Below are 18,986 nucleotides of genomic sequence, written 5' to 3'. Positions count from 1 at the left end.
GGCGGCGGCATGTCATCCGGTGATGGGGCCACCCCGCCGCGGGTGCGTCGGAGCGGACTCGCCAGGATGGACCCCCATGAGGACTCTGCTCCGGTTCGCCGGTTCCGTCACCCCCCTGCCCGCCGTCACCGCCGGGCTGGTCGCCGTGCTGGTCGGGGTGACGAGTTCCGCGGCCATCGTGTTCACCGCCGCGGAGGCCGCCGGGGCCGACTCCGGGCAGGTCGCGTCGTGGATGCTCGCCCTGGGCGTGGGCATGGCCGTCACCTGCGTGGGCCTGTCCCTGCGCTACCGGGCGCCCGTGGTCACCGCCTGGTCCACGCCCGGCGCCGCGCTGCTGGCGGTGGGCCTGGACGGTGTGACGCTGGCGCAGGCGGTCGGCGCGTTCGTGTTCTCGGCCGCGCTGATCACGCTGAGCGGGGTGACCGGCTGGTTCGAGAAGGTCATGGACCGCATCCCCGTGCCGTTGGCCGCCGGACTGCTGGCCGGGGTGCTGCTGCAGTTCGGGATCGGCCTGTTCACGAGCATGGAGGGCGACCTCGCCGTGGTGGCCGCGATGTTCGCGGTGTACCTGGCGGCCCGCCGCTGGGCGCCTCGGTACGCGGTGCCCGCCGCGCTGGTCGCCGGGGGCGCCGTGGCGGCCCTGGGCGGAACGCTGGACCTGTCGGGGGTGGTCCCCCGGCTCGCGGTCCCGGTGCTGGTCGTCCCCGAGTTCTCCTGGCAGGTGCTGGTGAGCGTGGGGGTGCCGCTGTTCGTGGTGACGATGGCGTCGCAGAACCTGCCCGGGGTGGCGGTGCTGCGCAACGACGGCTACCGGGTGCCGGTCTCGCCGCTGATCGGGTGGACCGGGGCGACCAACCTGGTGCTGGCGCCGTTCGGCTGCTTCGGCATGAACCTGGCGGCGATCACCGCCGCGATCTGCACGGGGCCCCAGGCCCACCCCGACCGGGAGCGGCGGTTCCTCGCCGGGGTGTGGGCGGGCGTCTTCTACCTGGTCGTCGGCGTGTTCGGGGCGACCGTCGCGGCGCTGCTGGTGGCGCTGCCCCCGGCGCTGATCGCGGCCATCGCCGGGCTCGGCCTGCTCGGCACGATCGGGGGGTCGCTGTCGTCGGCGCTGTCGGACGAGCGGTCGCGGGAGGCCGCGCTGGTGACGTTCCTTGCGACGGCGTCGGGGGTCACGTTCCTGGGCATCGGCTCGGCGTTCTGGGGGCTGGTCGCCGGAACGGTGACCTGGGCGGTCACCGCGCGGCGGGGCGCGCGGACCGACGAGGAGGCGGAGGCCGCGTGAAAGACGGTTGCGCTCCCCGGCACGCGACCGGTAGAAATTACGCGCCCCGGTACGAACGGTGAACCGGGGTCCGAGAACGAGAGGAGGCCGGGCCATGTCCACCGTGCACATCGCGCTCGTGGCCTCCCGGGGGAACCGATAGGGCTCACGCGGCCCGCCTCCGGGCGGTCGGGCGCACACACGAAGGTGTCGCCTTGACTGTTGCAGTATCCGACCTGACCGTCCGTCCGATCACCGGACCCGAAGAACTGTCTCTGTTCAACCGGTTCCCCTACCTGTTGAACGACGAATTCGCCGAGGACCTGGCCGACGGCCGCCGCCGCGCCGCATGGATGTGGCTGGCCCTGGCCGGCGACCGCCCGGTGGCCCGGCTGTCCTTCTGGGCGGCGAAGCAGGGCGACGAACCCCTGCTGACCGACGTCCTCGACGTCGACGACGAGGCCTCCGGCCTGGACCGGGAGGCCGTCCTCGAACACCTGCTGCGCACGGCGCTGGCCGCCACCGTCCCGCCGGGGACGGTACCGCCCGAGTTCCTGCGGTTCGTGTCCGCCGACTGGCGCTCCGACCCGCACGAGCGGCGGGCCGTGGCCGAGCGGATGGCCGCCGTGGAGAAGACCGGCGGCTCCCTGCTCGTGGAGCGGCTCCGCTTCCAGTGGGACCTGGGGGACTCCGCGCCGCGCCCCGGCGACCGGCTGCGCTTCCGGGGCATCCGGGACGAGCAGGAGATGCGGGAGCTGATGGAGCGGGCGCTGCAGGGCAGCCTGGACGCCCACCACCGGCACGAGCTGCTGACCATGACCCCCGAGGAGGTCGTCTCGGGCGAGTTCGCCCAAGAGTTCGGGCGCTACTCCACGCCGCGGTCCTGGTGGCGGATCGCCACCGGGCCCGACGGGGAACCGGTCGGGTTCGTGCTGCCCGCCCGCAACGCCAAGCACCCGATCATCGGGTACATCGCGGTGCTGCCCGAGTACCGGGGCAACGGGTACATCGACGACCTGCTGGCCGAGGGCACCCGGGTGCTGGTCGAGGAGGGCGGCGAGACGTACGCGCGGGCCGCCACGGACCTGGGGAACACCCCCATGGCCGCGGCCTTCGCCCGGGCGGGGTACGCCACCATCAGCGGGGTCGTCGACATGGTGTGGGACGCGCCCCTGTAGGCGCGGCCGCCGGGGCCTCCGATCGGCCGGCGCCCTGCGTCGGCCGACCGGTCGCCCCTCCCCGGGCGACACCGCCCGGGACGTCGTGCCGTTCCCGGCGGTGTCGGCTGCACCGGCACCGCCGCACGGCGAGCACGGCGGTGTCGCCCGACGAGGCCCGGCAGACCCGGCGGTACCAGCACCGCCCCACGGCGAGCACGGCGATGTCGCCCGACGAGGCCCGGCGGTCGCGGGGCAGGGAGAACACGTCCCGGGTCCGCCGGTGACCACGCCGCGCTCGGACGCGGCCGGGGCTCGGCCACGCCGACGCAGAGGCACGCTCAAAGCTCGGTCGGCGCCAGGTGGCACCGCCTGGGACGCCGCGCCGCGGTCTTCGCTCACGCCGTGGCGAAGACCCGTCCGGCCTCGGCGACGGCCGCCACCAGGTCCTGGGGGTCGGCGGTCATCCCGGCGATGACCAGGTCGATCTCCTCCAACCCGGCCCTGGCCAGCAGGGCCTTGTCGTTGGTCGTCCACTCGCCGCGCCCGGCCAGCACCGCGTGCGCCGTCTGGGCGGCCGCCTGCGCGATGAGGCCCGCGGTCTGGCTCACCCGCCCCTGCGGGGCGTGGTTGTGCTCGGCGTACCCGAGGGTGGCCGCGGCGACCCCGCGCCAGCGGGGCGGCGCGTTCCGGCGCAGGGCCTGCGGGTAGTCCGGCCGGGGCAGTTCGCCCAGGAGGGTCCGGCCCAGGGCGAGCTCGGCGACCACCAGGTAGGTGGGGATGCCCGCCAGGTGGAACAGCAGGGGCTCCACGTCGAAGTCGCCGGCCTGCGCCCGCTCGACCTCCCGCTCCACCACGTCCAGGTCCCGGTAGTGCACGTCCACCGGGCGGCCGTCGATGCGCAGCCACGCGCCGCCGTTGAACACACCCCCACCCCAGCCGCCGACCTCCGATACCTCACCGGGCCAGCCGAGCTCCCGCAGCTCCCGCGGGTCGAACTCCCCGCGGTAGTAGACCGCCAGGTCCCAGTCGCTGTCGTCCCGGTGCGTCCCCTGCGCACGCGACCCGCCCAGGGCCACCGCCCGCACCCCGGTCAGCCCGCCCAGCCGGGCCGCCGTGTCCTTGAGGAAGATGTCGTCAGAACGTCCCATCCCGCCATGCTCCCACCCTCCCGGAACCCGGGCTCCGGGAGGGTGACACGGCCTTCACCCCGGACTCGGGAGGCGGTGGTGGTGGTTCAGCGCACCGACGGCTGTGCGGATGGTCGGTCGCCGTGACCCCCGGGGTCTCCGGCCGGCTGCTCGCGCTCCGGGCCGTAGGTCCGCCACCGCAGGAACCGCTCGGCCGGCCCCCGCACCCCGGTGCGCCGCATCAGGTCCGCCAGGACCACGGTCGTCGCCCAGACGGCGACGCCCACCAGGACCGAGGCGGTGGCGGACAGCTCGGCGCCCAGGTTCAGCGTGTACGGCATGAACAGCGTCATCCAGGCCACCGACTGCAGCAGGTAGCAGGTCATCGACCGCTGCCCGGTGGCGACCAGGGCGCGGACCACCGGCCCCTGCCGCTCGCCGAACCGCACCGCCACCAGGGCGATGAGCGCCGCGTAGCCGAACCCGCCCGCGTATCCCGTGAGCACGTGCAGCCAGGCCCCCAGGCCCTCCACCGCCGTCGACGACGGCGCCCACAGGCCGGCGGACACCAGCGCCTGGGGAAGCCCGCCCAGAACGGCGAGCGGGATGCCGATCCCGGCGGTCCGGCGCAGCAGCGCCAGGTGCTCCTGCGGCCGCTCCATGACCCGGCGCCGGGCGGCCCACACCCCGATCGCGAACGGGAACACCGAGGTCAACAGCAGCAGCGGGGTCATCACCGGCCAGGTCATCAGCCGCATCCCCACGTCCGCCAGGTAGTCCTGGCCGAACACGCTGGCGTCGGCGGAGGTGGCCTCGGGCAGGGTGGTGCCCAGCGCGTAGACCAGGGAACCGCCCGCCATCCAGCCGAACGCGTGGGAGAGCAGCCTCCGGTCGGTGACGTGCAGCAGACCCGCGAAGCACAGCGCGATGAGACCGTAGACGGCGATGATGTCGCCGAAGAAGAGCAGCGCGGTGTGCAGCACCCCGATGAGCAGCATCCAGCGGCCGCGTCTGCGCACCAGGGAGCGCACGCGTGGCCAGGGCCGACCTTCGGCCGTCCGCCGCAGGTGGATCCAGGCCAGCCCGTATCCGAACAGGGCGGCGAACATCGGGTAGCCGCGCGCCTCGGCGAACAGCATCAGCGCCATCGTCGTCACGGTGTCGGCCACTCCCGCGGAGTGGCCCCCGGCGGTCATCTGCCACAGGATGTGGGCGTGCACGACGGCGATGATCAGCAGCATCACGCCGCGGGCGAGGTCGGGGGCCACGGCCCGTCCCGTCAGCGGGACGCCGTAGGTACGAGGAGGGGGCATAGGGATCACTCCGGGAAGGTCGGACGCTAAGATACGGGTACGTAGCCAGTACGCGTTTTTAAGATACGGCATCGTTTCTTAGTTGGGAAGCCCTGTGGACAACCGGAACGAGGATTCGGCCGCGCCATCGGACGGGGAGTCCTCCCCGCGGCGTACACGCAGGCGCGGCGAGCAGCTCGTCGGCGCCATCCACGAGGCCGCGATCCTGGAGGCGGCGGACAACGGCGTGGGCGGGCTGTCCATGGAGGGGATCGCCCGCCGGGCGGGCACCGCCAAGACCTCCCTGTACCGGCGCTGGTCCCTGCCCACGGACATCCTGCTGGACGCGATGTACAGCCACTTCCCGCAGGAGCGGCCCGCCCCGGGCGCCGACGACCTGCGCGGGGACCTCATCGACTCGCTGGCGATGCTGACCGAGCTGAGCTCGTCCCCCCTGGGACAGGCGATGTTCGCGGTGATCGCCGAGTCCCTGCGCGACCCGGTGCTGCACGAGCGGTTCGACGACGAGGTGTTCGGCCCCCGGGGCGGGCGGTTCACCCGCACCGTCCTGATGCACTACGCCGAGCAGGGCCGGATCGACCCGGCCCGGGTCACCGACGTGACCACCGACATCGGGGAGGCGATGGTCCTCAAGTACTCGATCGACCACGGCCGGGCGCCCGACCGCGACCACCTCGCCCAGGTCGTCGACGAGGTGATCCTGCCCGCCGTCGGCGCGGACCCCCGCCCGAGCCGCACACCCTAGCCGCGCCGCACTCGGGGCGGCCCGGCGAAAGCGGAGAGCCGGCGGAATCGCCACCGGCCATCCGGCCGCGGCACCGGACACGCCGCCCCGCCGGGGTCGCACCGCGCGGAGCGGGCTCCCGCAGACGGCGGCCGTGGCGGACGCCGCTGCACGGACCCGGCGGCCGCGGAGAACCGGTGGGAACAGCATCGGCCGCCCGGCAGGGGCACCGGACATGCCGCCGTCCCGCTGCACGGGCCCGGCGGCGGGAAAACCGGTGGGGCGGGGCCGGGCGTGCGGCTAGGCTGCCGGGCATGTCACTGCCGCCGGGTGTCGCCGCCGACCGGGTCGAGGAGATCGACGTGGGCCTGTCCGGGGCCCGGGTCGCCCGCCTGTACGTCGCGGGGCGGCCGACGGCGGTGTTCAAGTCGGCGGACGCGGGCCGCCGCGACCTGGTGGCCGAGCTGGTCGGCACCGAGCGGCGGCTGCGCCTGCTGGCCGGCACGCGGCTGCCGGTCCCCCGGCTGTTGGACTCCGGGCGGTGGCGGGGCTCGTACTGGCTGACCATGGAGCACCTCCCCGGCCGGGGCGCCCACGAGCCGAGGCACGACCGCGCGGAGCTGATCGCCCTGCTGGCCCGGGCGCTGCGCGACCTGCACGCCGTCCCGGCGGCGGGGCTACCGCTCCCGATGGGCCCGGACGTGCTGCTGGAGCAGGCGCGCGAGCGGGTGGCGTCGGGCGCCGTGGACCGCGGCTGGCGGGCGCAGGGCCACACCCCGCGGGTCCCCGGGGGCAACGGGCGGCGCGCGTCGGGGGCGGCGGAGGTGCTGGCCGCGCTGGCCGACCGCCTGGAGCGGATCCCGGTGTCCGGGCCGGTCCTGCTGCACGGCGACTACTGCCTGCCCAACGTCCTGGTGGACGGGGAGGGCGGGTGGTCCCTCATCGACCTGGGCCGGGTGGGCGTGGGCGACCGCCACCTGGACCTGGCGGACATGACGGGCAGCATGCTGAGCGATCTCAACCCGTCGTTCGGGCCGCGCGACGCGGAGGCCTTCCTGGACGCCTACGGCCGCGACCTGGTCGACCCGGGGCTGCTGGAGCTGTACCGGGTCCTGGACGACTTCTTCTGGCCGGAGTGAGCCGGCGGCGCCCCGCCCGTACGGCTAGGGCCCGTCCGCTCCGGCCTCCCTCTTCTCCTCCCCGGGCTCCCCGCCGTGCGGCGGGCGCCTGCGGAAGGCGCTCTCCGGCTCCCGGCGCAGGCTGCGCACCAGGCCGACCATCATGAAGAACGTGAGGACGAAGAACGGCAGCCCGAAGACGATGATCGTCTGCTGCAGGGCCTCCAGCCCGCCCACCCCGCTCGCGGTGAGCACGGTGGCGGCCACCACCCCCTCCGTGACGCCCCAGAACACCCGCTGGCGGACGGGCGACTCGGGCCCGCCCGCGCACAGCATGTCGACCACGAGCGAGGCGGAGTCCGAGGAGGTGGTGAAGAAGACGACCACGATGAGGATGCTCGCCGCGGAGACGAGGGTCGGCAGGGGGTAGTGGGCGAGGAAGGCGAACAGCGCGCCGGGGATGTCCTCCTCCACCACGACGTTGCGGACCAGCTCCCCGCCCTGGTTCATCTCGATGTCGAACGCCGACAGGCCGAAGACGCCGAACCAGATGATGCTGAAGGCGGTGGGCACGGCCAGGACCCCCAGGACGAACTCCCGGATGGTCCGGCCCCGGGAGATGCGGGCGACGAAGATCCCCACGAACGGCGACCAGGTGATCGTCCACGCCCAGTAGAAGACCGTCCACGTCCCCTGCCACCCCGTGTCGCCGAAGGTGTCGTTCCAGAAGGAGAGCGGGACCAGCCACGACAGGTACACGCCGGTGGTCTCGATGACCCCCTTGACGAGGTACAGGCTGGCGCCGGCGAGGAAGACGAAGACGAGCAGTCCCACGGCCATCACGATGTTCGCGGTGGACAGCCACTTGATGCCGACGTCCAGGCCGGTGGCCACGGAGATCACCGCGAGGGTCGTCACGGACGCGATGAGGACGAGCTGGACGGCCCTGTTCTCCGGGACCCCGAAGAGCGTGTGCAGTCCGCTGTTGATCTGCATGGTGCCCAGGCCGATGGTGACGGCGACCCCGAAGAGCGTGCCCAGGACGGCGAACGCGTCGATGAAGCGCCCGAGGGGCCCGAAGGTGCGCCTCCCCAGGAACGGGTACAGGATCGAGCTCACCCGGAACGGCAGCCCCTTGCGGTACGCGAAGTAGGCGAAGGCGAGCCCCGGCAGGCAGAAGATCGTCCAGGTGTGCAGGCCGAAGTGGTAGAGGGTGAACCCCATGGCCTCGCTCGCCGCCTGCACCGACTCCGGTTCCACGTCGCGCAGCGGCGGCTCGGCGAAGTGGCTGATGGGCTCCGCCACACCCCAGAACATGAGGATGCTGCCGATGCCGGCGGCGAAGAGCATGCAGAACCAGACGGGGTCGCTGTAGTCGGGCCGGCTGTCGTCGCCGCCGAGCCGGACGCGGCCGTACCTGCTCAGGGCGATCCAGACGAGGAAGCCCAGGAAGGTGGTCACCCCCAGGATGTAGAACCATCCCAGGTGGGTGAGGATCCAGTCGGACACGGCGCCGAAGACCGCGTCCACCGTGTCGGTGAAGGCGATGGCGCACACCACGAACAGGACCGTCGCCGCGACCGCGCCGAAGAAGATGACCGGATCGGTCCTGAGACCGAGGGCTTTCGCCGCCCTGTCGAGCATATGCGCCTCCCCGTGATGGCTTCCTCACGGAGAGTCTTGCCGCTCCGGCCCTCCGATGCGGGCCGGGACACGGCCGCGGACGGTTCCGGGGTCGCCCCCGGGGGCCGCCCGCGGTCGGCGTGCGGGGCCGTCAGGCGCCGTCGAGCGAGCGCAGCAGCCCGCAGACCTGCTCGGGGTTCTCGTACAGGGACAGGTGGCCGGCGCCCTCGATGGTGTGGACCTCGGCGTCCAGGAAGCGCCGGGCGGGCCCGTGCAGGCGCGCCGGCGAGAAGAACGGGTCGTGCGACCCGGTCGCGACCGCGACGGGCGTGTCGGACCAGGCACGGATCTGCTCCGCGTACAGCGGGCTGGGCGTGGACCCGGTGCGGCAGCTGCGCGCGAGCAGGGTGAGCCACTCGGCCTCCTCGCGGTGCTCCTCGCAGGGCGTCTGCGGCCCGCTGAGGAACTCGACGAGGCGCCCGCTGTTCTGCTCGGTAGGGCGGAGCATCCACGGCAGGGTGGCCCGCATCGACTCGGAGGTCATCCCGGGCGCGGTCAGCCCGGCCGGGTTGAGCAGCAGCAGCCCGGCGACCAGCGGCGACGGGGTGGAGGCCAGCGCGATGGCGGCGCCCCGGGAGTGGCCGAGCACGATGACCGGCCGGTCGGTGATCTGCGGCAGGAGCTCGTCGAACCAGGCCCCGTACGCCTCGATCCCCGGCCTGCCGACGCGTTCGCCGCAGCTGAGGCCGGGCTGCCCGGGCAGGTCCACCAGGTACACGGGGCGGTCCGCGGACAGTGCGCGGGCCGCGGGCACCGTGGTGGCGGCGTTGAAGTTGGTGCCGGACAGGATCAGGACCGGCGTCCCGGGGCCGCCGGTGGACCGGAACGCCTGGGTGCTGCCCATGCGGGTGTCCACGGGGGGCAGGGGGCCGAGTTCGGGCCAGCGGCTGAGGGCTTTGTGGCACCAGGCGTGTACCGAACGCTCGGCGCTCTCGGAGCGGTAGACACGCGCGGTGCGCGAAGGAACGACGGTCATGGATCTGGGATTTCGCGTAGGGAGAGTGCTGTTCGCCGGTCTGCTGCCCGGCGCGCCAAAAGAGGACTGTACGCCTCCCGTCGGCCCCGTGCCACCTCGGGGGCGGGAGCGGCCGCGGGAAGGCGTTCCGCGATCTTCTCCGATGCGCGGAATGTGTCCGCTCCCGAGCGCTTTCGACCCGTTCCTCCCGGAAGAACGGGCGGCGGCGGGGAGGGCGCGGCCCGGGGGTGACCGGCACCGGCCACCGCCGCGGGGAACGCCGGAGGGCGCCCCCGCCCGCCGGGAGCGCCCTCCGCACGCCGGGGTCAGACGACGTTGAACCCGTCCGGGTCCGGCCCGATGCGGCCGTCGCGGTCCAGGGCGCCGATCCTGTCCAGGTCGTCACCCTCCAGTGCGAAATCGAACACGTCGAAGTTCTCCGCGATGCGGGACGGGGTCACCGACTTGGGGATCACGATGTTGCCGGTCTGGAGGTGCCAGCGCAGCACGACCTGGGCGGCGGTCTTGCCGTGCTTCGCCCCGATCTCCGCCAGCACGGGCTCCTCCAGCAGGCCCTTGCCCTGGCCGAGCGGGCTCCAGGCCTCGGTGAGGATGCCGTGGGAGGCGTTGAGCCCGCGCATGGCCTCCTGCGAGAAGTACGGGTGCAGCTCGATCTGGTTGACCGCGGGCACCAGGTCGGTGTTCTCCAGCAGGCGGGCCAGGGTCTTCTCGGTGAAGTTGGACACGCCGACCGCCTTGGCGCGGCCCTCGGCGGCGATGCGCTCCAGCACCTTCCAGGTGTCGACGTAGGCGTCCTGGGCCGGGACCGGCCAGTGGATCAGGTACAGGTCGACGTAGTCCAGCCCCAGGCGCTCCAGGCTCGCGTCGAACGCCTTGAGGGCCTTGTCCGCGCCCTGGTCGTCGTTCCACAGCTTGGTGGTGACGAACAGCTCCTCGCGGGGCAGTCCGGAGGCGGCCAGGGCCCGGCCGGTGCCCGCCTCGTTGTCGTAGATGCGGGCGGTGTCGATGCTGCGGTAGCCGACTTCCAGGGCGGTCTCGACGGAGGCCTGGGCCTGGTCGTCGGGGACCTGCCAGACACCGAATCCGAGCTGCGGCATGCGGAGGCCGTTGTTGAGGGTGACGTACTGCATGGGTCCCTTTCCGGGGTCACGAGGATGAGGAAGGTGTGGCGCGGGGGGCGGGAGCAGACTAGGGCGTGTTCGGTGGATGCTTTCGTGTGGCCCGGCGCTTGCGCCGGGTGCCGGGAGCGGTCGTCGGGCGATCTCTCGCAAGCCGCCTGGCGAGGTCGGCCCGGGGTAGGCCGTCCGAGCACAGGCGGCGCGGCGAGAGGCCGCCCGGCGGCCGCGACCCGGAATGATCCGCCGAACACGCCCTAAGGGGCCAGCCGGACCAGCATCTTGCCGGTGTTGGCGCCGCGCATCATGTCCAGGAAGGCGGTGACGGCGTTCTCGATGCCGTCCACCACGGTCTCCTCCGCGCGCAGGTCGCCGTCGGCCAGCCACCCGGCGGCGCGGCGGGCGTACTCGCCCATGAGGCGGGCGTGGTCGCCGACGATGAAGCCGCGCAGGGTGAGCCGCTTGCCCACGGCGAGGAACAGGTTGTCCGGCCCGGGCACCGGCTCGGTGGCGTTGTACTGGGAGATCGCCCCGCACAGGGCGAAGCGGGCGTGGTCGCGCGCGGCGGCGATGGCCGCCCGCAGGTGGTCGCCGCCGACGTTGTCGAAGTAGACGTCGATCCCGTCGGGGGCGGCCTGGGCGAGCTGCTCCTCCAGCCGGCCCTCGCGGTAGTCGATGGCGGCGTCGTAGCCGAACTCCTCGACCAGGCGGCGCTTCTTCTCCGGGCCCCCGGCCGAGCCGATGACCTTGGCGGCGCCCAGGCGGCGGGCGATCTGCCCGGCGAGGGAGCCGACCGCCCCGGCGGCGCCGGAGACGAACACCACGTCCCCCTCGCGGACGGGGGCGATCTCGGTGAGGCCGACGTAGGCGGTGAAGCCGATCATGCCCAGCGCGTTGAGGTAGGCCTGGGCGGGCGCGGCCCCGGCGTCCACGGCCCGGACCGCCCCGGCGGGCGCCAGCGCGTGGTCGCGCCAACCCAGCGAGTGCAGCACGGTGGTGCCGACCGGAACCGAGTCGTCACCGGAGGCGATGACCGTGCCGACCGCGCCGCCCTCCATGGCCTCGCCGAGGCGGTAGGGGGCGACGTAGGACTTGGTGTCGTTCATCCGGCCGCGCATGTACGGGTCGACGGAGATCCACTCGTTGCGGATCAGGACCTGCCCGGGACCGGGGTCGGGCAGGGTGGTCTCGACGAGCGCGAAGTCGCCGGGGACGGGCTCCCCGACCGGGCGGGCGACCAGGTGGACTTCCCTGCTGGTGACGGACACGGTGGCACCTCTCGAACGGACTGCCGTGGGAACGGGTACGGGCCCCGCGCGGTGGGCGGTGGGCCCGGTGGCCGACGCTAGTACCTCCACGTATTGACCGACCAATAAAATCGCCGAAGTGAGCCATAGGTATTCCAATGGATCCGCGGCGGTCCTCGGGGACGCCCGCGTCGAGACCGGTCCCGCCCCGCTGGATCTCCAGCAGCTGCGGACGTTCCTGGCCGTGCACCGGTCGGGGTCCTTCACGGCGGCCGCACAGGCGTTGCGCCTGTCACAGCCGACCGTGACCACTCAGATACGGACCCTGGAGCGCCGGCTGGGGCACTCCCTGTTCGAGCGGCTGCCGCGGGGTGTCGCGCCGACCGCGGAGGCCAACGAACTGGCGGCGCGGGTCGCAGAGCCCCTGGACGCTCTGGAGCTGGTGGCCGGGGGCGGTCCGGCGGTCCCGCACCGGCCGCTGCGGCTGGCCGGGCCGGCGGAGGCGCTCCAGGTGCTGGTGCTGCCCGCCCTGGCCCCGCTGGTGGAGTCGGAGGGGCTGCGGCTGCGGGTGCGCCACGGCCTCTCCGACGACCTGCTGGAGGAGCTGCGCGCGGGACGGCACGACCTGGTGGTGTCCACGGTACGGCCGCGCGGGCGCTCACTGGTGGCCGAGCCGCTGGCGGACGAGGAGTTCGTGCTGGTGGGGGCGCCGCTGTGGGCGGATCGCATCGGCCCGGGACGGATCGCCCGGCAGGGGGCGCCGGCCCTGTGCGAGGTCCCCCTGGTGGCCTACGACGAGAGCCTGCCGATCCTGCGCCGGTACTGGCGGCACGTGTTCGGGGTGCGGCTCACCTGCAAGGCGGCGGTGGTCGTGCCGGACCTGCGGGCGGTGATGGCCACGGTGGCGGGCGGTGCCGGGGTCAGCGTGCTGCCGCGCTACCTGTGCCAGGGGGAGCTGGACGCGGGGCGGCTGGTGACGCTGCTGGAGCCGGAGGACCCGCCGATCAACACGGCGTTCCTGGTGCGGCGGCCGGGGATACCGGAGAACTCCTGCCTGGAGGGGGTGCTGTCGCTGCTGTCCGCGGCGGGGCGCTCCTGGTGAACCCCGCGTTCGCATCCGGTCGCAACCGTCCCCCCCTGTACGGGGATCCCACCCCCCGGCAACGGCGGAGCGGAGGAGGACGCATGGCGGAACGGACACCGGTGGGCGTGCGGCGCGGGTCGCGGCCCGTGACCGTGCTGGTCGGTCTGGTGGCGGCGGGGTTCGCGGCCTTCGCGCTGGCGCGCGGGCTGGGCCTGGAACGCGGGTTCCCGCTGGTGCCGCTCATGGCCTACACGCCCTACGCCGCGGGGGCCGCCGTCCTGGCCGTCGCCCTCGCGGGGGTGCTGCGCCGGTGGGTGTCCCTGGCGGTCCTGTCCGTGGCGGCCGCGGTGCTCGTGGCGGCGGTCGTGCCGCGCGCGGCCGTGTTCTTCGCGGTGACCGACATGGGCGGGCCCGAACTGCGGGTGGCGACCTTCAACGTCCTAGGCGGCGGGGCCCGGATCGACGAGATCGTCGGCCTGGTCCGCGAGCACGGGGTGGACGTGCTGGCCCTCCAGGAGGTCACCCCGGAGGTGCTGGCCGACCTGTCCGCCGCCGGGCTCGACGACCTGCTGCCGTACACCGTCGACCACTCCGGTGCCGGGGTGGAGGGGAGCACCGTGCACGCGGCGCTGCCGCTCACCGACGCGGGCGCGCTGAACGGGCCGGACGGGTTCGCCATGCCCGTCGCCGCCATGGAGGTCCCGGGCGCGCGGTACGGCGGGGCGGTGGAGGTGGTGTCGGTGCACACGCCTCCCCCGCTGAACGCGGAGTACGTCGCGGCCTGGGAGACGGAGCTGGCGGCGCTGACCGCTCCCCCGCCGGAGGGCGTGCGGCGGATCCTGGCCGGGGACTTCAACGCCACCCTGGACCACGCGGCCCTGCGCGACGTCCTGGACTCGGGCTACCTGGACGCGGCGGCCGAGCTGGGCGAGGGCACCCGCCCGACCTGGCCGGTCCTGGGGCGGACGCTGCCCCCGGTGACCATCGACCACGTGCTGGTGGACCCGGGCATGGGGGTGGCCGACCTGGAGGTGGTGGAGGTGACCGGCAGCGACCACCGGGCCGTGGTCGTCACCGTGACCCTTCCCGGCGGCCGCTGACGGCACGCCGCGGCCGGGCTTGACCTTCACACCGGTGGCACGGTCTACGGTCGGCGCATGAGCGAACAGGCCCCCGGCACGACATCCGCGACCCGCTTCCAGGTGGTGCTGCCCGACGAGTCCCCGGACATGCCGCCGCGGGTCCTCGCCGACCTCGCCCGGCGGGCCGAGGAGCTGGGCGCGGACGCCCTCTGGCTGCCGGACCACCTGCTCCCGCCCGCCCCCTACGGGGCCACCTTCGGCGGCGTGTACGAGCCCCTGGTGACGCTGGCCCACCTGGCCGCCCGCACCGAGCGGGTACGGCTGGGCACGTCGGTGCTGGTGGCGGCGATGCGCGACCCGTTCACCCTGGCCAAGCAGGCGGCGACGCTGCACGCCCTGTCCGGCGGGCGGTTCGTGCTGGGGGTGGGGGTCGGCTGGTCCCGGGAGGAGTTCGCCGCGGTGGGCGCGGACTTCGCCACGCGCGGCGCCCGCACCGACGAGACACTGCGGCTGCTGCGGCACCTGTTCGAGGGCTCGGGCCCCTTCCGGGGCCGGTTCCACTCCTACGAACGGGGGGTGTTCGAGCCCCGCCCGGCGTCGCCCCTGCCGGTGACGGTGGGCGGCGCCTCCGAGCCCGCCCTGGCGCGGGCCGCGGCCCTGGGCGACGCCTGGCAGGGGGTGGGCCTGGACGCCGCCGGGTTCGCGCGCTGCCGCGACCGCCTGCGGGAGCTCACCGAACGCCCGGTGCGGGCGCAGACCCGGATCGCGTGGGACGGCGGGGAGGCCGGGTTCGACGGGGCCGTGGACCTGTACCGCGCCCTGGAGCGGGAGGGCGCGGACGCCGTGGCGGTGTGGTTCGGGGACTGGGAGGGGTCCGGCGAACGGATGGAGCGGTTCGCCGCGGCGGTCCTGCGGCCGGCCTGACGGGCCCGGCCGCCGTCAGCCGAAGAGGCCGCCCCGGTACTTCTTGTGGACCGCCTGCTTGGACACCCCCAGGGCGTCGGCGATCCGCTCCCAGGTGGCCCCCTGGTTGCGGGCCCGGCGCACCAGGACCGCTTCGAGCCGTTCCATCTCCTGGCGCATGCGCACGGTGGCGTCCAGCCCGACCAGCGGGTCGGTGTTCTCGGTGGCGCGGGCCAGGTCGGCCAACCGCTCGGCGTCCATGGATCGACTGTAAACGAGGCCCGCGGCGACCGCACCGTGCGGACCGCACCCCCTCCGGCCGCCCGGCCGGGTGCGGACCGTCCGCCGGGGTCCGGTCCCGGGGCCGGCATCGGGCCTGTGACAGGGTGGGGACGCTTCGAGGAACCGGACGAAGGAGTGCATATGGGACGCGACATCGCGACGGAGGAACTGGTGCCGGGAGTGTTCGTGGACCGCGCCCGGTTCGAGGACGTCCCGGCGATCGTCCGGCTGCTCGCCGACGACCGGCTGGGCGCTTCCCGGGAGGCCCCGGACGACCCGGAGGTGTACCGGCGGGCGTTCGAGGACATCGACGCCGACCCGAACCAGTTCCTGGCGGTGCTGCGCCGGGGCGACCGGGTGGTGGGCACCCTCCAGCTGACGTTCGTCCCCGGGCTGTCCCGGCGGGGCGCGCTGCGGGTCCAGGTGGAGGCGGTCCGGGTGCACGGCGGCGAACGCGGCACCGGCCTGGGGTCCGCGTTCATGGAGTGGGTGGAGCGGGTGGCCCGCGGCCGGGGCGCGGCACTGGTGCAGCTCACCTCGGACCGGGCCCGCGAGGACGCCCACCGGTTCTACGAGCGCCTCGGCTACGCGCCCTCGCACCTGGGGTTCAAGAAGCCCCTCGGCTGACCGGATCGTTCCGGTGGCGGCCCCGATCGTGTCTGTCCGGACACGGGGGCGGCGCGGGAGGATCGGCGCATGACGAGAGCACTCCTTGTGGTCGACGCCCAGAAGTCCTTCCTCCAGCGGGAGACCTGGCGGGCCTCCTCCAACCCCGACGTCGCCGACGACGCCGCCCGGCTCGTGGCGCACGCCCGGGGGCGCGGCGACCTGGTGGTGTGGGTCCTGCACACCGAGCCGGGGACCGGCACCCCCTTCGACCCCGCGCTCGGGTTCGTCGAGCCCCTGGACGGGCTCGACCCCCGGGAGGGCGAGCCGGTGCTGTACAAGACCGTGCACAGCGCGTTCGGCGGCACCGGCCTCCAGGGCGTCCTCGACGAGCGGGGGGTGACGGAGGTGGCGGTCTGCGGCATCCGCACCGAGCAGTGCTGCGAGACCACCGCCCGGGCCGCCTCCGACCTGGGGTACGGCGTCACCTTCGTGGTGGACGCCACCGCCACCGAGCCGATCCCGGCCCCCGGGTCGCGGCCGGGGCGGCCGCTGGCGGAGATCCTCGCCGACCCGGCGACGCTGGGCACCGGGGACGTCGTCACCCGCACCGTGTACGCGCTGTCGGGAAGGTTCGCGCGGATCTCCACGGTCGCCGAGGTGACCGGCGTAGACTGACCGGATCGTGACCCTCGTCAGCTTTCTCCTCGTCTCCGGCGTGCACCTGTTGGACCTGGCCGGTCCGGCGCAGGTGTTCTCCACCGCGGCCGACCTGGGCCTGGGGTACGAGGTGCGCTACAGCGCGGCGCACGAGGAGGTGGCCACCGCGCAGGGCCCGGCCCTGCGGGTGGGCACCGACGTCCCGCCGCCCTCCCCCGACGGCCTGGTGGTGGTCCCGGGGTGGCGGGCGGGCGGCCGGGTCCCGCACCGGGTGCTGACCGACGGGCAGGCCGGCGCGCTGTCCGCCCACCGCGCCGCGGGCGGGACGGTGGCGAGCGTGTGCTCGGGCGCCTTCGCCCTGGGCGAGGCCGGGCTGCTGGACGGGCGGCGCTGCACCACCCACCACGGCCTCCAGGACCTGCTGGCCCGCCGGTTCCCGCGCGCCCGGGTGGTGCCCGACGTGCTGTACGTGCCCGACGGCGGCGTGCTCACCTCGGCGGGCATCGCCAGCGGCATCGACCTGGCCCTGCACCTGGTCACCGTGCGGCACGGGCCGTCTGCGGCCGCGGCGATCGCCCGGGAGATGGTGGTCTACGCCCGCCGCAACGGGGACGAACCGCAGGCAGGGGTGATGCTGAGGCACCGGGGGCACCTGGTGGACGCGGTGCACCGGGTGCAGGACGTCATCGACGCCCGGTTCCGCGAACCGCTGCCGCTGGCGGAGCTGGCGGCGACGGCGCGGGTGAGCGAGCGGACGCTGACCCGGCTGTTCACGGCGACGACCGGGCTCACGCCGCTGCGCTACCAGCAGGGGCTGCGCCTGGAGCACGCCGAGCACCTGATCGGCGCGGGCGAGACCGTGGAGGCCGCGGCGCGCGCCGTCGGGTTCGGCGACGCCCGGATGCTGCGCCGCCTGCGCTCGCGCCCCTCCTGACCCGCGCCGGAGCACCCCCGGTGGACCCGGAACGCGCGGGGACCCGCCGCTCATGCGGCGGGTCCCCGGGGGCCGCGGGTCAGGCCCGCAGGGCCTCGACGAGCTCGTGCTCGTCGTCCTTGGACAGGTTGGTCTGGATGACCGTGGGCCGGAGCGGCTTGACCGCGTCGATGACGCGGTCGGCGGTGGTGATGTCGGCGAGCAGGAAGACGGCGGCGCGGCCGTCCTCCAGGTGGGTGCCGATCTGCTTGATCATGTCGTCGTCGATGCCGATGTCGGTGAGCTTGCCCGCGACGGCGCCGGTGGCCGCGCCGACGGCCAGGCCGAGCAGCGGGTTGAGGAAGATCAGGCCGATGAGGGTGCCCCACAGGGCGCCGCCGGCCGCGCCCATACCGGTGGTGCTCACGGTCTGCTGGATGCGGGGGCGCCCCTTGTCGTCCTTGTAGGCGTAGGCGGCGTCCTCCAGCCGGAGCAGCTGCTGCTTGTTGAGGTCGGCGGCGATGTCCAGGGCGCGCTCGGCGGTTTCACGGTCGGCCACGCCGAGGACGATGAGCTGTGACATGGGTGTGCGTTCTCCCGTCGTCGCCGGGCCCGGGTGTCGGGCCCGATCGGCGGAACCCTTCCCGGAGGCGGCTCCCGCCAATGTCAGGGGGCCCTTTTCATCCGGCAAAGCCCGCCCGTCGCCCTCCACCACCCTCAACGGACGCCCCCGGCGCAGCCCCTCCCTGTCCGTCGCCCTCCACCACCCTCAACGGACGCCCCCGGCGCAGCCCCTCCCTGTCCGTCGCCCTCCACCACCCTCAACGGACGCCCCCGGCGCAGGTCCCGTGCGGGGCCGGGCGGGGGCTCAGGTGCGGCGGGCGAGGAAGAGGCGGGTGACGTAGGGGATGCGGATCCGCCCGTCCGGGAAGTGCTCGCGGGCCAGGGCCGTGAGGGCCGCGCGGGTGGCGTCCTCGCCCAGGGCGCGGACGACCGAGGCGACCTTGCTGGAGGACAGCGCGTTGCCCAGCAGCTTCTCCAGGTCGAGCTCCCGGGTCCAGGCGGTGGAGTGCCCGACCGCGTCGGCCAGCCCGTCCGCGGCGTTCATCTCCCCCACCGTGTCGAACACCCGGTAGTCGCGCCGGTAGTCGTCGCCGTACTTCTCCAGCAGGCCCTCGTAGGCGTCGACGAAGTCGCTGGACTCCCAGTCGCGGTCGTTGTGCAGGACGGCGGCGGTACCGCCGGGGACCAGGACACGGACGGCCTCGGCGTAGAACACGGGCCGGTCGAACCAGTGCACGGCCTGGGCCGCCAGGACCAGGGAGGCCGACCCGTCCGGGAAGGGGAGCGCCTCGGCGCGGCCGTCCGCGTACTCCAGGCCGTCGGCCTCGTCGGCGGCGGCACCGCGCATGGCCCGCCCGGGTTCGACGCCGACCACGCGGGGCCCGGGGCCGAACAGGTGGCGCAGGGTCCGGGTGGAGATCCCGGTTCCGGAGCCGACGTCGAGCAGGAGCCGGGGCTCACCGCCTCCCGCCAGGACATGCTCGCGGAGGCGTTCGGTGATGTCCGCGGGATAGCCGGGGCGGAAGCGCCGGTAGTCGTCGGTGAGCCGGTCGAAGGCCTGGGTCCTGTCGGTCAACGGAGGCGCCTCCCCATGGGGTCGTGCGACCCGCCCGGTCGGCGGGCCCGGACACCAACCTAGCCCGGCGGGCCCGCCGCGCGCCCGACC

19 protein-coding genes are annotated in these 18,986 nt (G+C 74.3%); 10 read left to right on the top strand and 9 right to left on the bottom strand.

The features are described from left to right. The first annotated feature begins 76 nt into the window (after positions 1-76). Both KGD84_RS07065 and KGD84_RS07060 read left to right on the top strand, forming a co-directional pair. Positions 77-1,285, top strand: a complete 1,209-nt coding sequence (locus KGD84_RS07065) for a benzoate/H(+) symporter BenE family transporter (protein WP_220559458.1) — start codon at positions 77-79, stop codon at positions 1,283-1,285. A 194-nt stretch (positions 1,286-1,479) separates the two neighbouring features. Next, complete coding sequence (locus KGD84_RS07060) at positions 1,480-2,442, top strand: GNAT family N-acetyltransferase (RefSeq protein ID WP_220559457.1); 963 nt, start codon at positions 1,480-1,482, stop codon at positions 2,440-2,442. 377 nt (positions 2,443-2,819) lie between these two features. Here the strand turns inward: KGD84_RS07060 and KGD84_RS07055 are convergent, their stop codons facing one another. Together KGD84_RS07055 and KGD84_RS07050 are read right to left on the bottom strand one after the other, a co-directional pair. Then, a complete protein-coding gene (locus KGD84_RS07055; RefSeq protein WP_220559456.1) occupies positions 2,820-3,572 on the bottom strand; it encodes a nucleotidyltransferase domain-containing protein in 753 nt (250 codons plus the stop codon). Positions 3,573-3,658: 86 nt separating this feature from the next. Next, the gene (locus KGD84_RS07050; RefSeq protein ID WP_255646362.1) at positions 3,659-4,864 is read right to left on the bottom strand and encodes a DUF418 domain-containing protein; all 1,206 of its coding nucleotides are present in this window, start codon (positions 4,862-4,864) and stop codon (positions 3,659-3,661) included. 94 nt (positions 4,865-4,958) lie between these two features. Between KGD84_RS07050 and KGD84_RS07045 the strand changes: the two genes are divergently transcribed. Beyond that, positions 4,959-5,609 (top strand): TetR/AcrR family transcriptional regulator, encoded by a 651-nt coding sequence (locus tag KGD84_RS07045; RefSeq protein ID WP_220559454.1) that lies wholly within the window; start codon positions 4,959-4,961, stop codon positions 5,607-5,609. A 293-nt stretch (positions 5,610-5,902) separates the two neighbouring features. Then, positions 5,903-6,727, top strand: coding sequence for an aminoglycoside 3'-phosphotransferase (locus KGD84_RS07040; RefSeq protein WP_220559453.1), 825 nt, complete (start codon positions 5,903-5,905; stop codon positions 6,725-6,727). Between the two features lie 24 nt (positions 6,728-6,751). Here KGD84_RS07040 and KGD84_RS07035 read toward each other — a convergent pair whose 3' ends face one another. From KGD84_RS07035 to KGD84_RS07020, 4 genes are all read right to left on the bottom strand, one after another. After that, positions 6,752-8,350, bottom strand: a complete 1,599-nt coding sequence (locus tag KGD84_RS07035; protein ID WP_220559452.1) for a BCCT family transporter — start codon at positions 8,348-8,350, stop codon at positions 6,752-6,754. Between the two features lie 130 nt (positions 8,351-8,480). Continuing rightward, on the bottom strand, positions 8,481-9,365 hold the full coding sequence (locus KGD84_RS07030; protein WP_220559451.1) for an alpha/beta fold hydrolase: 885 nt from the start codon (positions 9,363-9,365) through the stop codon (positions 8,481-8,483). 305 nt (positions 9,366-9,670) lie between these two features. Beyond that, positions 9,671-10,495, bottom strand: coding sequence for an aldo/keto reductase (locus KGD84_RS07025; RefSeq protein WP_220559450.1), 825 nt, complete (start codon positions 10,493-10,495; stop codon positions 9,671-9,673). A gap of 242 nt (positions 10,496-10,737) precedes the next feature. Then, the gene (locus KGD84_RS07020) at positions 10,738-11,748 is read right to left on the bottom strand and encodes an NADP-dependent oxidoreductase (RefSeq protein WP_220559449.1); all 1,011 of its coding nucleotides are present in this window, start codon (positions 11,746-11,748) and stop codon (positions 10,738-10,740) included. Between the two features lie 190 nt (positions 11,749-11,938). Here KGD84_RS07020 and KGD84_RS07015 point away from each other — a divergent pair, with 190 nt between their 5' ends. From KGD84_RS07015 to KGD84_RS07005, 3 genes are all read left to right on the top strand, one after another. Next, complete coding sequence (locus tag KGD84_RS07015) at positions 11,939-12,829, top strand: LysR family transcriptional regulator (RefSeq protein WP_255647188.1); 891 nt, start codon at positions 11,939-11,941, stop codon at positions 12,827-12,829. Between the two features lie 83 nt (positions 12,830-12,912). Continuing rightward, a complete protein-coding gene (locus tag KGD84_RS07010; protein WP_220559448.1) occupies positions 12,913-13,911 on the top strand; it encodes an endonuclease/exonuclease/phosphatase family protein in 999 nt (332 codons plus the stop codon). 57 nt (positions 13,912-13,968) lie between these two features. Then, a complete protein-coding gene (locus tag KGD84_RS07005; protein WP_220559447.1) occupies positions 13,969-14,817 on the top strand; it encodes a TIGR03619 family F420-dependent LLM class oxidoreductase in 849 nt (282 codons plus the stop codon). A 15-nt stretch (positions 14,818-14,832) separates the two neighbouring features. Here KGD84_RS07005 and KGD84_RS07000 read toward each other — a convergent pair whose 3' ends face one another. Further along, positions 14,833-15,057 carry a helix-turn-helix domain-containing protein gene (locus KGD84_RS07000; RefSeq protein ID WP_220559445.1) on the bottom strand — a complete coding sequence of 75 codons (225 nt, stop codon included), beginning with the start codon at positions 15,055-15,057 and terminating at the stop codon, positions 14,833-14,835. Between the two features lie 162 nt (positions 15,058-15,219). Between KGD84_RS07000 and KGD84_RS06995 the strand changes: the two genes are divergently transcribed. From KGD84_RS06995 to KGD84_RS06985, 3 genes are all read left to right on the top strand, one after another. Then, a complete protein-coding gene (locus KGD84_RS06995) occupies positions 15,220-15,705 on the top strand; it encodes a GNAT family N-acetyltransferase (RefSeq protein ID WP_220559444.1) in 486 nt (161 codons plus the stop codon). 69 nt (positions 15,706-15,774) lie between these two features. Then, positions 15,775-16,362: an isochorismatase family protein gene (locus tag KGD84_RS06990; protein WP_220559443.1), complete on the top strand. Its 588-nt coding sequence runs from the start codon at positions 15,775-15,777 to the stop codon at positions 16,360-16,362. Between the two features lie 7 nt (positions 16,363-16,369). Then, complete coding sequence (locus KGD84_RS06985; protein WP_220559442.1) at positions 16,370-17,278, top strand: GlxA family transcriptional regulator; 909 nt, start codon at positions 16,370-16,372, stop codon at positions 17,276-17,278. 79 nt (positions 17,279-17,357) lie between these two features. Here KGD84_RS06985 and KGD84_RS06980 read toward each other — a convergent pair whose 3' ends face one another. After that, positions 17,358-17,840, bottom strand: coding sequence for a DUF1269 domain-containing protein (locus KGD84_RS06980; RefSeq protein WP_220559441.1), 483 nt, complete (start codon positions 17,838-17,840; stop codon positions 17,358-17,360). A gap of 285 nt (positions 17,841-18,125) precedes the next feature. Then, on the bottom strand, positions 18,126-18,896 hold the full coding sequence (locus tag KGD84_RS06975; protein WP_220559440.1) for a class I SAM-dependent methyltransferase: 771 nt from the start codon (positions 18,894-18,896) through the stop codon (positions 18,126-18,128). Positions 18,897-18,986 lie beyond the last annotated feature (90 nt).

The organism is Nocardiopsis changdeensis (assembly GCF_018316655.1).
GTDB classification, from domain to species: domain Bacteria; phylum Actinomycetota; class Actinomycetes; order Streptosporangiales; family Streptosporangiaceae; genus Nocardiopsis; species Nocardiopsis changdeensis.
This window is presented reverse-complemented; position numbering and strand designations above follow the sequence as displayed.